This is a genomic window from Aequorivita sp. H23M31, from assembly GCF_004022485.1.
GTDB classification, from domain to species: domain Bacteria; phylum Bacteroidota; class Bacteroidia; order Flavobacteriales; family Flavobacteriaceae; genus Aequorivita; species Aequorivita ciconiae.
The window spans coordinates 1,142,961-1,156,146 of sequence record NZ_CP034951.1; the positions used below are offsets into that span (position 1 = coordinate 1,142,961).

General features: G+C 37.2%; 11 protein-coding genes. 1 reads left to right on the forward strand and 10 read right to left on the reverse strand.

Translation table 11 applies throughout. The annotated features are described in order from the left end of the window. Positions 1–11: 11 nt before the first annotated feature. The 8 genes from EI546_RS05085 to EI546_RS05120 form a co-directional block, all read right to left on the reverse strand. On the reverse strand, positions 12–1,376 hold the full coding sequence (locus tag EI546_RS05085) for an HTTM domain-containing protein (protein WP_128249531.1): 1,365 nt from the start codon (positions 1,374–1,376) through the stop codon (positions 12–14). A gap of 106 nt (positions 1,377–1,482) precedes the next feature. Next, positions 1,483–2,598, reverse strand: a complete 1,116-nt coding sequence (locus tag EI546_RS05090; protein ID WP_128249532.1) for an imelysin family protein — start codon at positions 2,596–2,598, stop codon at positions 1,483–1,485. 77 nt (positions 2,599–2,675) lie between these two features. After that, complete coding sequence (locus EI546_RS05095; protein WP_128249533.1) at positions 2,676–3,893, reverse strand: DUF4856 domain-containing protein; 1,218 nt, start codon at positions 3,891–3,893, stop codon at positions 2,676–2,678. A 497-nt stretch (positions 3,894–4,390) separates the two neighbouring features. Next, complete coding sequence (locus EI546_RS05100) at positions 4,391–5,929, reverse strand: bifunctional metallophosphatase/5'-nucleotidase (protein WP_128249534.1); 1,539 nt, start codon at positions 5,927–5,929, stop codon at positions 4,391–4,393. Between the two features lies 1 nt (position 5,930). Next, positions 5,931–6,794 (reverse strand): hydroxymethylglutaryl-CoA lyase, encoded by an 864-nt coding sequence (locus EI546_RS05105; protein ID WP_128249535.1) that lies wholly within the window; start codon positions 6,792–6,794, stop codon positions 5,931–5,933. 111 nt (positions 6,795–6,905) lie between these two features. Further along, positions 6,906–7,250 carry an SdpI family protein gene (locus EI546_RS05110; protein WP_128249536.1) on the reverse strand — a complete coding sequence of 115 codons (345 nt, stop codon included), beginning with the start codon at positions 7,248–7,250 and terminating at the stop codon, positions 6,906–6,908. Positions 7,251–7,319: 69 nt separating this feature from the next. Continuing rightward, the gene (locus EI546_RS05115) at positions 7,320–7,934 is read right to left on the reverse strand and encodes a LysE family translocator (protein ID WP_128249537.1); all 615 of its coding nucleotides are present in this window, start codon (positions 7,932–7,934) and stop codon (positions 7,320–7,322) included. 129 nt (positions 7,935–8,063) lie between these two features. Beyond that, entirely contained in the window at positions 8,064–9,107 is a 1,044-nt protein-coding gene (locus tag EI546_RS05120) for a quinone-dependent dihydroorotate dehydrogenase (RefSeq protein WP_128249538.1), read from the reverse strand. Positions 9,108–9,429: 322 nt separating this feature from the next. On the opposite strand from EI546_RS05120, the gene pepT reads away from it, so the two are divergent. Continuing rightward, a complete protein-coding gene (gene pepT, locus EI546_RS05125) occupies positions 9,430–10,692 on the forward strand; it encodes a peptidase T (protein ID WP_128249539.1) in 1,263 nt (420 codons plus the stop codon). Between the two features lie 82 nt (positions 10,693–10,774). On the opposite strand, the gene EI546_RS05130 is transcribed toward pepT, so the two are convergent. Further along, a complete protein-coding gene (locus EI546_RS05130; protein ID WP_128249540.1) occupies positions 10,775–12,016 on the reverse strand; it encodes a DUF445 domain-containing protein in 1,242 nt (413 codons plus the stop codon). Between the two features lie 248 nt (positions 12,017–12,264). Next, a complete protein-coding gene (locus tag EI546_RS05135; protein ID WP_128249541.1) occupies positions 12,265–13,170 on the reverse strand; it encodes a ribonuclease Z in 906 nt (301 codons plus the stop codon). Positions 13,171–13,186 lie beyond the last annotated feature (16 nt).

The following is a 13,186-nucleotide window of genomic DNA, read 5'->3' on the forward strand; positions in this document are numbered from 1 at the left end:
TTTTATAATTTTTATAACCCCTTAATTTCGTCGTTAAAGGGAAGTATCCAATTTTTGTGCTTAAACGATTCTTTCTCTTTCATTAAATCAACATTTGGATCGATATATGGTTGACTTAACCTCCCATTTAGGGCGACGTAACTTTTTACAAAAACGCCCACATTTTTATGGCCCTGCTCTTTAAAATGGTTTCCTAAGAAATGAGCATATTCCAAAATAAAATCAGGTTGAAAGCTCATTTGTTTTTCTTGAAAGGGAGTAAGAAAATCATCGTTGTCCACCATAAACTTTTGCCCAGTTTCCATATCTTTTATGGTGAATTCGGCAAATCCCGCTTTTTCCATTAACATAACACGCCACGAAAACCGGAATCCCTCTTCGGTCCAGAACAGTTCATCGGGATATAGTGCATAACGCCACGGAAACAGCAATTGGATTCCCAAGAAAATTCCAACAACTGGCAGGGCCAGACTTCTTTTGTATCGGTAACTTTTCTCATTCGTCTTAGAAATTATTCTTGAATAGTCGATGCGAAATAATCTTGAAATAAATCGAATAATGCGTTGATGAACTCCGGCGTCAAAAAATATCAGTGAACTTACGATCATTATAAATGGGAACATTCCGATAGGAAAAAGGACGCGCGTGAGCACGTGAAAAATGACAACCAAAGCAAAAGCAAACCAACGGGTAGGTTTATACAAAAGCAAGAAGGGAATTGTCAAATCATATATAGCGCCGCTCCAACTGAAGATATAAAGAACCCATTCCTGCTGCAATAAATCGCCTAAAATTGGAAGATCATATTTGGAAGGCAGCCATATTTTTAAGGGCAAGGCATGAAAGAGCCAATCGCTGTTCAATTTTGCCAAACCAGCATAAAAATAAACAGTGCCCAATAAAAATTTGATACTGTCTATGGTCCATCTAGGAACTCTTAAAAACGCCCTTGTAGGATTTTTATAAGCATCAATAGAGAAATAGGCATTCGCGGGAAGGAAAATCATCAAAAAACCCACACAACTTATAAAATAATAGTGATTGAGATAAGTGGTTTTATCCATCAACTCAATGTAGGTAAAGCTTAAAAAAAAGAGAATGATGGCGATTCTGTACTTATATCCCAGGGCAACACATAGTGAAGCAATTCCGCAGACAATGAAAATTAGGTAAGTATAATTCCCAATCGGTTGCACCCAATGAAAGCCGTAATAACTAAAGAAAAACTTAGGCTCTATGTAAAGTTTATAAATCCAACCATGTAAGGAAAAACGTACGATACTTATTAGCATCATAGTACCAAAAAATACACGAAAGACCGCAAGAGGTGCGGCCGATGTGGTTTTTTGGAAATAATTTTTTACTGCTGGGAGCATAAATCCTGTACAAAGGTTCTTGGCGGAATCAACAAAATATTAGTGTAAATGGCTAGAACCCTTTTGGTATATTTTCTTATAAAAATCTGTGTGGTAATATTTCTGCTTAGTCCCCATCTGCATCCACATAGTCGATAGCGATGTTCAAGGCCTGTACCATATCCACTTTCATTAGGACAACATTTCGTTGCAGTTCATCAAAAGTTTCCAACATTTTGGAATTGTCGGTTGCTATTTGCTCCACAAAATTCGGTTTTAAAGTATTAATTTTCGCTCTAGCCGCATCAAACTGATTATTGATCAGAACACTAAGATCTTCACCATTTTTAATCGTATTCAAATAATCCAAATAGGTCTTATAACTCGGACCATTCGCACTTCCGCCAAATTTCTTACCGTTGAAAAAGTTCTGGGTAGCATCAAGAGCCTGCATTAAAAGTTCTTTGGAAATGTCTTTTTTGTAAAATGCCTCTACATTCTGTGGCAAAACTCCGTTGGAATAAACTCCAGCAGGAATTCCAACTTTTCCTGCACGCAAGGCTTTTTCATAATAAAAAATGTAAGCATTGGTAAATTTATCGACTGCACCTAACGCTGAAGAAGCGGTATTCGCAACAAATACATCTCTGTATCCCGCAGTCCAACTAGTTAAAACTTCATCTGTTTGGGAAGAAATAGTTTCGGAAAGTTTTTGAAGATAGTTTTTATATCCAGTCGCATTGGCATTTGAAGTATAAAAAGAAAGTATTTCGGTATCGTTTTCACCTAAACCATTTATCATATAATCCAATGCCGGAAAACCTTGGGCATCAATTGTGGAAGGCAAGTCAAAATTATAAGTTCCGCTACTGATAAATCCTTCTATTTGTGGAACATCGGTAGGATAAACATTTAATCGATTTCGGAATCTCAACTCTTCCGCCTTTCCTATTTCAAACATGGAAACATTCTGGAATGAAACATAAGCAGCTTCCCAAGAGTTTCGAAGGTCCTGCAATTTACCCTCGGTAGGATTGGAAGTGAACTCATTTGTTTTGGTCTTCAAATCATTCACTTTGGAATCAAAACTTGTATAGGCTGGAATAATAATATTATCAGCCCAGTTGGCGAGCATGGCGCCTCTGTCGAAATTATCCGTAGATTCATTGGAATCGTTGCTTTTACAACTTGAAAGAACAAAAAGAAAGGCTACGACAATACTGCCAAATTTTAAATATTTCATTCTGAAAGGTTTTAAATCAAAGAAAACCAACCGAACAACATTATCGCTGCTCGGTTGGCAATTAACTTCATTAAATATTAAATACTTGCTGCTTGGGCAACGGTAAAATCAAACTTCTGGGCAATTGCCTCAGAAACGGCATCCAAAGTTTCTGGTGTGATTCCCCAATATCCATTTTCAGCACCCATAAGTTGGTTTAACAAAGCATCAACTTCAGAACGGGTAAAAAGCGGCGTGTTGGTCTGAGAATCTCTTGTAAATCTTAAGCTATAAACAAATCCGTATGCTTCAGATAGTGCGTGAAACGCTCCTTCACGGTTGCCGCTAACTATTTTATTTTTTCCAACCTGCAAATAGAATATCCCTCTAACCGCAATAACTTTTGAAACATTTGCCCGGATAATTGCTGCTTGTGCATCACGAACTTCATAGTTTTTTGCTACTATAGCAGCTCTTCCTAATTTAAAAGCATCAAAAATGTCGGTTGCTAAATATGAGAAATCAGGATCCTTACTTACGTTTCCTACATATTCATTCAAGAAAACATCATCCTCACCAATGGTGAGGTTTGGATTGGCGATATCCTGTGAATTTCCATATAGGTAACCATAAGCCTCGTCCCATTTGTGTTCCATGGAGGTGTAGTTTTTGTTTTCCTCGGTAATACCGTTATCATTATTTTCACGGTTACTACCTTCATCCAAGACTGCCGGACTTAGATAGTTGTTCAACATTTGGTCTGCCATCAAAGCCCCTAAAAGACTTTTAGCAAACGCTTGGTTGTATTCTAATCCATTTCCATTTACGTAACGGGTTTTACTCCCATCGGCAATCTGACCGGCAACACCAGGAGCAGCAACTACCATATTATTAGGAAATACCTCATTCACTTGTGAAGAAATAAAACCTTCTAAAGTAGATTTAATCAATGCACTTTCCGAAGCATTTGAAGCAAAATAATCATTGGATGCTGCTGTTTTACTACGAAGGTTTTTATTGGATGCATTTAATTCTGGAACGCTGAAATCATTATTGCCAGCTTCGTGGCCGTACATTGCCAATAATGAAGCTTCTGTTGCATTATCAAAATCCAAAAGCGCGGATTTTAGTTCGGCACCCATTAAAAGTCTGGTGGTCTGCCCTTCAAAGGAAATTGTTGACTCCCCGCCTCTTTCAAATTTATAGCTAGCTGGTGGTACTACTGTATGATCAATCGATTTATTATCATCATCAGATGAACAAGAGACAAAAAAGAGTGCCACCACCACGGATGCACTTAAAATTACATTTTTCATTGAGTTTTTATTTAGACTTAATTTAAATAGTTTGGTTTTTCGTCTGCAAAAGTAAATGCCAATCCTCGATTTCGCAAGCTTATTTCGAATAAATTAATTTAAGGATGTTAAATTTTTCGGCTCGATAATGAGAGAGATTTTTATTTGTCTGGTTTTGAAGTCCTCCGCTTGAGATATTATAAATAAATAATCCCTCTTGATATTTAAAAATTCCTCGAGAGTGAAAAATTTTTAGAAAATCATTCCAATGAGGAGTTTTTAAATTTACCCTACTATTTAATATTCCCAATTTACAAGAACAAAATTTAGTGTGAAGTTCCTTAAAAATGGAAAATCTGGAAGCAATTACAATATTGATTTACCCATACGGGAATAAAGAATGAGTTTTAAGAATAAGAAATGTTTCCCATTATTATCCGATAACAGTAAATGAGACGTATAGAATATTGAAAATTGTTAGGAGCTTCTGACCTTCCTTTGATTCTTTTTCGGATAAACTATTGTTTTAAAGAATTCAGATATGAAATGATTGCCTTCCGAATATCCGCTGCATTTTCCCCCTCTTTCGCATATTGTACTTTAACGATTCCTGGATTATCCGGAGTTAGAAAGGGTATGTCCAGACCTTTTAGGAGAAAGTCGCTAAAGGCAATAGAATAGGTTTTTTGATCGACAATTGCATCAGAACCAATTTGCCATGCGCCAGCCGCATCTTTGGAAATATTATATCGCTGTAAATAGGCACCGGTTCCACTCTGACCCATTCCATAATCCAAAACCTTTTTTAAGAGATCTCCTTTAATATCCACCAAAAGGGAACTTCCACCAAAGGGAAGAATCCTGAAAATATCTGTGCTCGTAATGTCTCCACTCAATTTATCATCAATTCGGATAGATCCTCCATTTACTACACCCGCTTGTGCTCTATCACCATAGGCATAAGCTAAAGAGCGAGCGATAATTTCACCAAGATTGGTTTGTTTTGATCTACTGGCGTCATCGGTTCCGTCTAAAGGAACGGATGCCTGATAGATAACCTCGTCTGGATTGTCGATAAATTCCTTCAGCTTACTGTCCATAAGTGCGGTCCACTTTTCAACCACTCGAGCAACTTTTGGCGAGGATGGAGTCTTATCCGTAACCATCACCAATTCAGAATTTAATGTGAGGTTTTTATTTTTTGGATTATATATTAAGGTATGAACATATAAACTTTTAGCATTGGCATCCGCCTTGGCAATAATTGTACTTCCCTGTTTTTCCAACATGTTGTTATGCTCGTGACCGCCCATGATTAAACGCAGTGAAGGAATCCGTTTTGCTATGTCCATATCTTCTTCCAAGGCAACGTGGGTAAGTCCAACGACGAATTCGTTGTTTTCACCTGCGAGATTGTAAGCTCGTTTGGCATCATCATATATATCACCATAATAAACGTAATCCTGCGGGTTGGAAGGAAGTGTAACACCGAATACACCAAATTTCAATTTTTCATTATTTGGACCTATAGCTGTAAAACTTTCATAATCTGAAACTGGAGTTAACTTTCCGTTTTTATCCACTTCAAAAGGAATTGTACCACTTTTGGTCACGTGTCGAACATTGGCCGAAGTCCATTTAAAATTGGATTCATTTAAACGTTTTTGAAGATCTTTTTCCTTTAGATCGAACTCGTGGTTTCCGAAGGTGACCAAATCTAGATCGAGGGCATTCAGCACGTCGACCATTTGTTTTCCATTTAATCGTTCTCCATCAACTTTAAGTGTGCCTAACAGAGAAGGATTTAGGAAGTCGCCAGCCAAAAACAGATAGGTGTTCGGAAATTTTTGTTTTATGGAATCCCGGATGTAGCCAACGCGCTCCAGACCGCCATATTCCCCGCCGTTAAGCGGAGCTATTTCATATACATCATTTATCTGAACGAATTTTAGAGTGATAGATTCCTTCCCCGTAATTGTTTGCTGAGGTGCTGGCTTTTTAACCCCACAGCTCCCTATAAAAAATCCCGTAATTGCAATAAGTAGTAATTTCTTCATCTTAATGGTATTTGGTGAAAATCTTAGTCGCTTCATTGTAAGCACTTTCAAAGGACATAGGATTGATGTGCGAAGAAATCTTTTTTGTTGTAAAATAACTCAGCATTTTTTCCGTGGGCATATTCCCAGTCAATTCATCCTTTGCCATTGGGCAACCACCAAAACCTTGGATAGCTCCATCGAATCTTCGACATCCCGCCTGAAATGCAGAATCAATTTTTTCGAACCAAGCGCTGGGAGTGGTATGCAAATGTGCTCCAAATTCAATATGGGGATATTTTGGAATTAGGTTTGAGAATAAATATTTTATTATATCGGGAGTAGAGGTACCAACTGTATCACTAAGTGAAAGTATCTTTACTCCCATCGATGCCAGTTTTTCGGTCCACTCTCCTACTATATCTACGTTCCATGGATCTCCATAAGGATTTCCGAAACCCATGGAAAGATAGGCAACAACTTCCTTATTGTTCTTATCAGCAAGATTCAATATCTCCTGAAGGATTACCAAAGATTCCGCAATGGTTTTATGGGTATTTCGCATCTGAAAGTTTTCCGAGATAGAAAACGGATATCCCAGGTAATCGATTTCTGTATGTTTTACCGCATCCTCCGCTCCCCGTTCGTTGGCGATAATAGCAAGAAGTTTACTTTTTGTTTTTGAAAGATCCAATCTTGAAAGTACCTCTGCCGTATCCACCATCTGCGGAATTGCCTTTGGTGAAACAAAACTCCCAAAATCAATGGTATCGAACCCACAGCGCAAAAGCGACTGTATATACTGCACTTTTTTATCAGTGGGAATCCAATCTTTAATGCCTTGCATGGCATCACGTGGACATTCTATTATCTTTACTTGCTGCATTGGTTCAAAGATAGGAATTCCTTTGAAGGTTAAAATATTTCATTTTCGAAATAAGAAGAAATAACCCGTAAAACAACCATTTGCACCCATCAAATTGCTATCAAACCAAGACTAATCTTTAAATTTCTTACCAAGCGCCTTTTCCGTCCAATAGATAATTATCAAAGTTCCTATTCCGAATAAAATGGCAACCACAACATTTGCAACATCGCCATTCAAGTTGATAATGTAGGCCAGTAAAGCCAATAGGATGAGGCCCAAGCCAAACCATAAAAACAATTTTCCTGAAAAATTATGTGCAAAATCCCAGCGTTGCTGATCTTTCATCGCTTTTTTGGTTCTATAGCCAAAAAAGAAGTTGATATTTTTAGGTGGGTCATAATAAAACCAATAGCCGGTTAATAAGGTTACGATGGCCAAGAAAACTAATATTATAGTGGTGCTATAACTTTCCATACTTATTAATCCTTTAGGCAAGTATATAAAAATACAATTATTCCCAGATCCTCTATCAGTGAAAAACGATTAACCGAGAAGTATATAGAAAGCAATGCCCACGAAAACAATAATCTGCAACCATTTTAGAAAAATCCCGACTTCCTTTCCTCTATGTACAAATTTCGATATGCGTCCTGCCAAAGCAGCAATACTGCTAAAAGTTAAAAAGGAAATGATCATAAAAATGGCTCCAAGAATATAAAACTGAACAATGATGTTTTCATTTTTATCCCACAAAAATCCCGGAAAAAATGCCAGGAAAAAAATCATTACTTTCGGATTTACCAAATTCATTACCACTCCGATCTTAAAAAGTTGGAAGTAGGATTTTTTAGGTGCATCGTTGGCCAAGGAAATATTGGAATTACTTTTATAAACCTTATAAGCTAAATACAGTAAATAGCAGGCTCCCAAAACCTTGATTGCATAAAAGATATTTTCTGAAGCAGTTAGTATTGCTGAAATCCCAAACGCCAGAAGGGTTGTATGAACAATACATCCACTAATTAAACCCGCGGTAGTCGCAATTCCACTTTTAGTGCCGTTTGCCAAAGACTGGGTAAGGACATAAATATTATCAGGCCCAGGAGAAAGAGCCAAAATAAATGTTGCCAATGCAAAGGATATAAGGGTTTCTATCATAAGAAAAATGACTTAAGACCATAAGACTTAAGACATAGGATTTCTTATGTAGTTTCCTTTAAGTTAGGTTTTAAAAAATCAATATATTCAACTTATGGTTTTTAATCCTACGTCCTACGTCAATTCGTCCTATGTCCTATTTAAAATCGCTTTGTTGATCCTTTTAATTAACCCAGGCCCTTCGTAAATAAATCCGGTATAAAGTTGGATCAAGCTTGCTCCTGCATCCAATTTTTCCAATGCGTCCTCTTCGGAATGAATTCCACCAACGCCGATTATCGGAAATGCCCTATTACTTTTTTCTGAAAGAAATCGAATTACTTCCGTACTCCTTTTTGTAAGAGGTTTTCCACTTAGACCGCCCATTTCATTTTTATTATCCGAAGTAAGTCCTTCTCGCGAAATAGTTGTATTTGTGGCAATCACCCCATCAATTTTAGTATCTGAAACAATATCGATTATATCTAAAAGTTGTTCATTTGTCAAATCTGGAGCAATTTTAAGAAGAATGGGTTTCCGTTTTTCTTTTGAATTATTATGGTCCTGAAGAGTTTGTAGCAATTCCGTCAATGGCTTTTTTTCCTGAAGCTCACGAAGATTTGGTGTATTGGGAGAACTGACGTTGACTACAAAATAATCTACGTAATCAAAAAGTGCTTCGTAACAAATAAGATAATCGTTTACCGCCTCTTCATTGGGAGTAATTTTATTTTTACCAATGTTTCCGCCGATTATTACTCGTGTTCTTCGCTCCTTCTGTGACAGTTTGGGATTTTTCTTTAACCTTTCGACTGCTTCCGCCACTCCGCCATTATTAAAACCCATGCGATTTATAATAGCGGAATCCTTCTGTAATCTAAACAACCGTGGTTTATCATTTCCCGGCTGAGGTTTTGGGGTAACCGTTCCGATTTCAATAAACCCAAAACCTAGGTCTGAAAGTTCTTTATAAAGCTTGGCATCCTTATCAAATCCTGCCGCTAAGCCCACAGGATTTGGAAACTGTATACCAAAAAGTTCACGCTCCAATTTCGGATTGTCAATTTGATAGCTTTTCCGAAAAGAACTTCCTAGTCCCATTTTGTGAAAAAAGCGAAGCAGTGAGAAAGTAAAATAGTGGATTTTCTCGGGATCGAATCTAAAAAACAGGGGACGGATGATGGTTTTGTACATGGTTGAAAAATATGAAGCAAAAATACCATTTAAGCCCAAACAATCTTGGTGAAAACCTCATATTTTAGTGATTCTGAAAATATCTAAAGTCTAAAATATTAGTAACTTTGCAACACTTTTTAATTCTGAGTCTTCTGTGTTCTAAACATCTAAGAACCATTGCCTGTATCTTTTGGACTTAAGGTTTAAGCATCATGAGATTTTGAAAAGAACATAAACAATATGATTCACCTAAAAATAGGAAAGAATTATTTGAAGTGAAATGGTTACGTCTTCTAAAAAATTGCAAAAAAAAGAAACTGAAAAATTATTCCCGTAAACTATGATTGAAAAACAACACATTATTGACCGATTTAAAAGTTATGTTACCATCGATACTGAAAGTGATCCAAATAGCAACACCACTCCGAGTACTCAAAAACAATGGGATCTTGCCAATAAATTGGTAGAAGAGTTAAAACAAATAGGAATGGAAGATGTTACCATAGATGATAACGCTTATATAATGGCCACGTTGCCTTCCAATGTATCCCACCCCGTTCCGGTTATTGGGTTTATTTCCCATTTTGATACCTCTCCAGATTTCACGGGAGCGAACGTAAATCCCCAAATAATCGAAAATTATGACGGAAAGGACATCGTTCTAAATAAGGAGCAGGATATCGTTCTTTCACCAGAGTATTTCGAGGATCTACTTCTGTATAAAGGGCAAACCTTGATTACCACCGATGGTACAACTCTTTTAGGAGCCGATGATAAAGCTGGTATAACCGAAATCATCTCAGCCATGGAATATCTTATAAACCATCCTGAAATTAAACACGGAAAAATACGGGTTGGATTCACCCCCGATGAGGAAATTGGCCGGGGAGCACACAAATTTGATGTTGAAAAATTTGGTGCTGAATGGGCATATACCATGGATGGAAGCCAAGTAGGCGAATTAGAATACGAAAATTTTAATGCTGCCGGTGCTGTGGTAACGGTTAAGGGAAAAATTGTTCATCCTGGGTATGCCAAGGGCAAAATGATAAATAGTATGTACATTGCTACGGACTATATCAATTCGCTTCCAAGATTGGAAACTCCCGAACATACGGAAGGACGTGAAGGTTTTTTCCATCTTCATAATATTCAGGGAACGGTAGACGAAACCAAGATCCAATATATTATTCGCGACCACGATAGAGAACATTTTGAAGCACGAAAGGAAATGTTGGAGGAATTGGCGAACGATATAAATGAACAACATCAACGAGAAGCAGTAACGGTTGAAATTAAAGACCAGTACTACAATATGCGGGAAAAAATAAGACCGATGATGCATATTGTAAAAATTGCTAAAAAAGCAATCGAGGAGGTTGGAATTGAGCCTATAATGAAACCGATTCGCGGGGGTACCGATGGTTCACAACTAAGCTTTATGGGACTTCCCTGTCCAAATATTTTTGCAGGAGGCCATAACTTCCACGGAAGGTTTGAATACGTTCCTGTTGAAAGTATGATAAAAGCAACAGAGGTAATTGTAAAAATTGCCGAATTAACGGCTCAGGATATTTCGAAATTTAAATCGGAGGAAGAGTAAATAATTCAAAAACCAGAATTCAGAATTATAAATTGAAGGATTGAGAATCTGGGGTCTAGAAGTTAGGCTCTGGATTCTTAAATCAAATAAAAACATGTGTTAGGGTATAAATTATAAGTCCCACCAAACCACCAACCAACGTTCCGTTTACACGGATAAACTGTAAATCTTTCCCAACTTCCAGTTCCAGTTTCTCACTTAATTCTTTTCCTTTCCAATTGGCGACAGTGTTGCTAATAAGAACCTCTACTTCCTCTCTGTTCTTTAAAATCATCCTATATAGAAAATGGCGAATCCAGCCGTTAATACGAAAGGTCATTTCTTGATCGTGAGAAAGGGTATTGGATAATTTCTTTATGTTTTGACGTAAATATTCCTGAAGCTGTGAGTCGGGATTGTCCAGGTTTTGGATCAAAAGGATTTTTATAGAATTCCAAGCGTCATTGGTATAAGGCCGCAGATTTTCGGCTGTAAGTATTTCGTTTTTAAGTTTGTCAAATTTAGTTTTCCAAGTTTCCGAATTTACGATACGGTCAGAAAGATCTTCTAAGTTTTGGGTAAGTTTTTGTCGAACAAAATGCTCCTTATCCTCAACTATTTCTTCCAGAAATTTAATTAATCCCTCAACAACCTCCCCCGAAATTTTCTTGCCCGCAAAAAAGCTGAGAATAGGTCGGTTTTCCGAAAGTCGCTCTCGTATCATATCCCGGCTTTCCTCAATATATTCCTGGATTTGGGGCAATAGAACCTCCAATAAATTGATATGTTCTTTCTTTTCGATGAAGTATTTTATACCAGATGATGAAATTTTTTGAAAATCTATTTCCTGTAAAATTTCCGTACTCTTATTTGCCAAGAAGGTTTCCACCTCCTCGTCCTTTAGATCGGAAATAATCTTTTTGGCAAGGTTGACCACTTCTTCTTCCAAAATCTTTTGACTTGCAGGTTTATTCAACCATTCCGATACAAACTTAACTATATCCAATTTTTCAATATAAGGGCGAATGTTTTCGGGAGTCAAGAAATTTTCTTTTACAAATTTTCCCAGATTTTGACCAAGATCATCCTTCTTTCTTTCTAGTATATTTGTATGTGGAATGGGTATTCCCAGAGGATGCCTAAACAAAGCCGTAACCGCAAACCAATCGGCGAGGGCGCCGACCATTCCCGCTTCAGAAAAAGCTTCAACATAACCCATCCAAGACGCTGGGCCATGATGTTGGAGATAAACCATAACAGCATAAATAAGAGCCATCAAAAAGAAAAGACCGGTGGCCAATCCTTTATGTTTTTTTAGTTGAGTCCTTTTTTCCTTTTCAGTCATAGATAATAAAAATAGAGAAATATCGTAAAATTAAACCTCTGTTTAACTCAAAGTTTGATAATCTAAAAAAAATAGGCTTCGTGAATACAGTCGGATATATAAGTGTAGAGGTGCTAATTCCTATAAAATATTGGAATAATATTACCTTGGAGGTTGGATTTAAATTTGAAAAGTAAAGGAAAAATGAAAAAAGAGTTAAGCAGCTTTATCAGTAGAAATTTAGGAACAAGTGATATTTTGTATACCTCCTAAAAAGTAAAAGTCTTACCATCTTCGGCTAGAAGCACATTATCAAAAACTTCATTTGCTTCCTTTTTAAAAAGTTCCAAATTGCCGTATCTACCTGAATAATGCCCTAAGATCAAGGTGGATACATTTGCCGCCTTGGCAATATTTGCTGCTTCGATTGCTGTGCTATGCTTGGTTTTTTCAGCAAGCTCTTGATGGGTTTTTAAAAATGTTGCCTCGTGATAGAGAACGGTAGTATCCGTTATTTGTGAAACCATTTCAGGATTATAGGCGGTATCACTACAATAGGCATAAGATTTAGGCGGCGAGGGATTGAAGGTGATTTGAGCATTCGGAATATACACACCTTCCTTATTGGGAGCATCATGACCCATCTTAATTTTATTGAAATAGCTCAAATCTATGTTTGCTTCGCGAGCAGCATCAATATTTAGTTTTCGCTCACCAGGTTTTTCCTTAAACAGATATCCGTTAGTGTAAACTCGATGTATTAAAGGAATAGTTTCCACGGTCAGTTTGTCATCTTCATAAATAACCTGGGCAAGATTCGATTCCAATTCGTGAAAATATAATTGGAATTTTGTCCAGGATTTTCCCAGCTTCAATAATAAAAGTATGGCTTCTTTAATTCCTTTGGGGCCATAAATGTGCATTTCGGTTTCACGGCCTTGCAGATGGAATGTAGAGATAAGCCCGGGAAGCCCAAAAAAATGATCGCCATGTAGGTGTGAAATAAAAATATGCTTTATACGGGAAAACTTAACCTTATATTTCCTTAGCTGAATTTGTGTGCCTTCCCCGCAATCAATAAGAAATACGTGTCCTTTAATCTCCAAAACCTGCGCCGTGGGATGGGCGGAAATTTTGGGCGTTGCAGCGTGACAACCAAGAATAGTTAGATTCATTTACGATATCTGATTT

Excerpts from the sequence above, each read along its gene's own strand:
- EI546_RS05085 (WP_128249531.1), bottom strand. The coding sequence starts at position 1,376 with ATGCTCCCAGCAGTAAAAAATTATTTCCAAAAAACCACATCGGCCGCA.
- EI546_RS05105 (WP_128249535.1), bottom strand. The coding sequence starts at position 6,794 with ATGCAGCAAGTAAAGATAATAGAATGTCCACGTGATGCCATGCAAGGC.
- EI546_RS05130 (WP_128249540.1), bottom strand. The coding sequence starts at position 12,016 with ATGACTGAAAAGGAAAAAAGGACTCAACTAAAAAAACATAAAGGATTG.
- EI546_RS05100 (WP_128249534.1), bottom strand. The coding sequence starts at position 5,929 with ATGAAGAAATTACTACTTATTGCAATTACGGGATTTTTTATAGGGAGC.
- EI546_RS05115 (WP_128249537.1), bottom strand. The coding sequence starts at position 7,934 with ATGATAGAAACCCTTATATCCTTTGCATTGGCAACATTTATTTTGGCT.
- EI546_RS05135 (WP_128249541.1), bottom strand. The coding sequence starts at position 13,170 with ATGAATCTAACTATTCTTGGTTGTCACGCTGCAACGCCCAAAATTTCC.
- pepT (WP_128249539.1), top strand. The coding sequence starts at position 9,430 with ATGATTGAAAAACAACACATTATTGACCGATTTAAAAGTTATGTTACC.
- EI546_RS05120 (WP_128249538.1), bottom strand. The coding sequence starts at position 9,107 with ATGTACAAAACCATCATCCGTCCCCTGTTTTTTAGATTCGATCCCGAG.
- EI546_RS05090 (WP_128249532.1), bottom strand. The coding sequence starts at position 2,598 with ATGAAATATTTAAAATTTGGCAGTATTGTCGTAGCCTTTCTTTTTGTT.
- EI546_RS05095 (WP_128249533.1), bottom strand. The coding sequence starts at position 3,893 with ATGAAAAATGTAATTTTAAGTGCATCCGTGGTGGTGGCACTCTTTTTT.
- EI546_RS05110 (WP_128249536.1), bottom strand. The coding sequence starts at position 7,250 with ATGGAAAGTTATAGCACCACTATAATATTAGTTTTCTTGGCCATCGTA.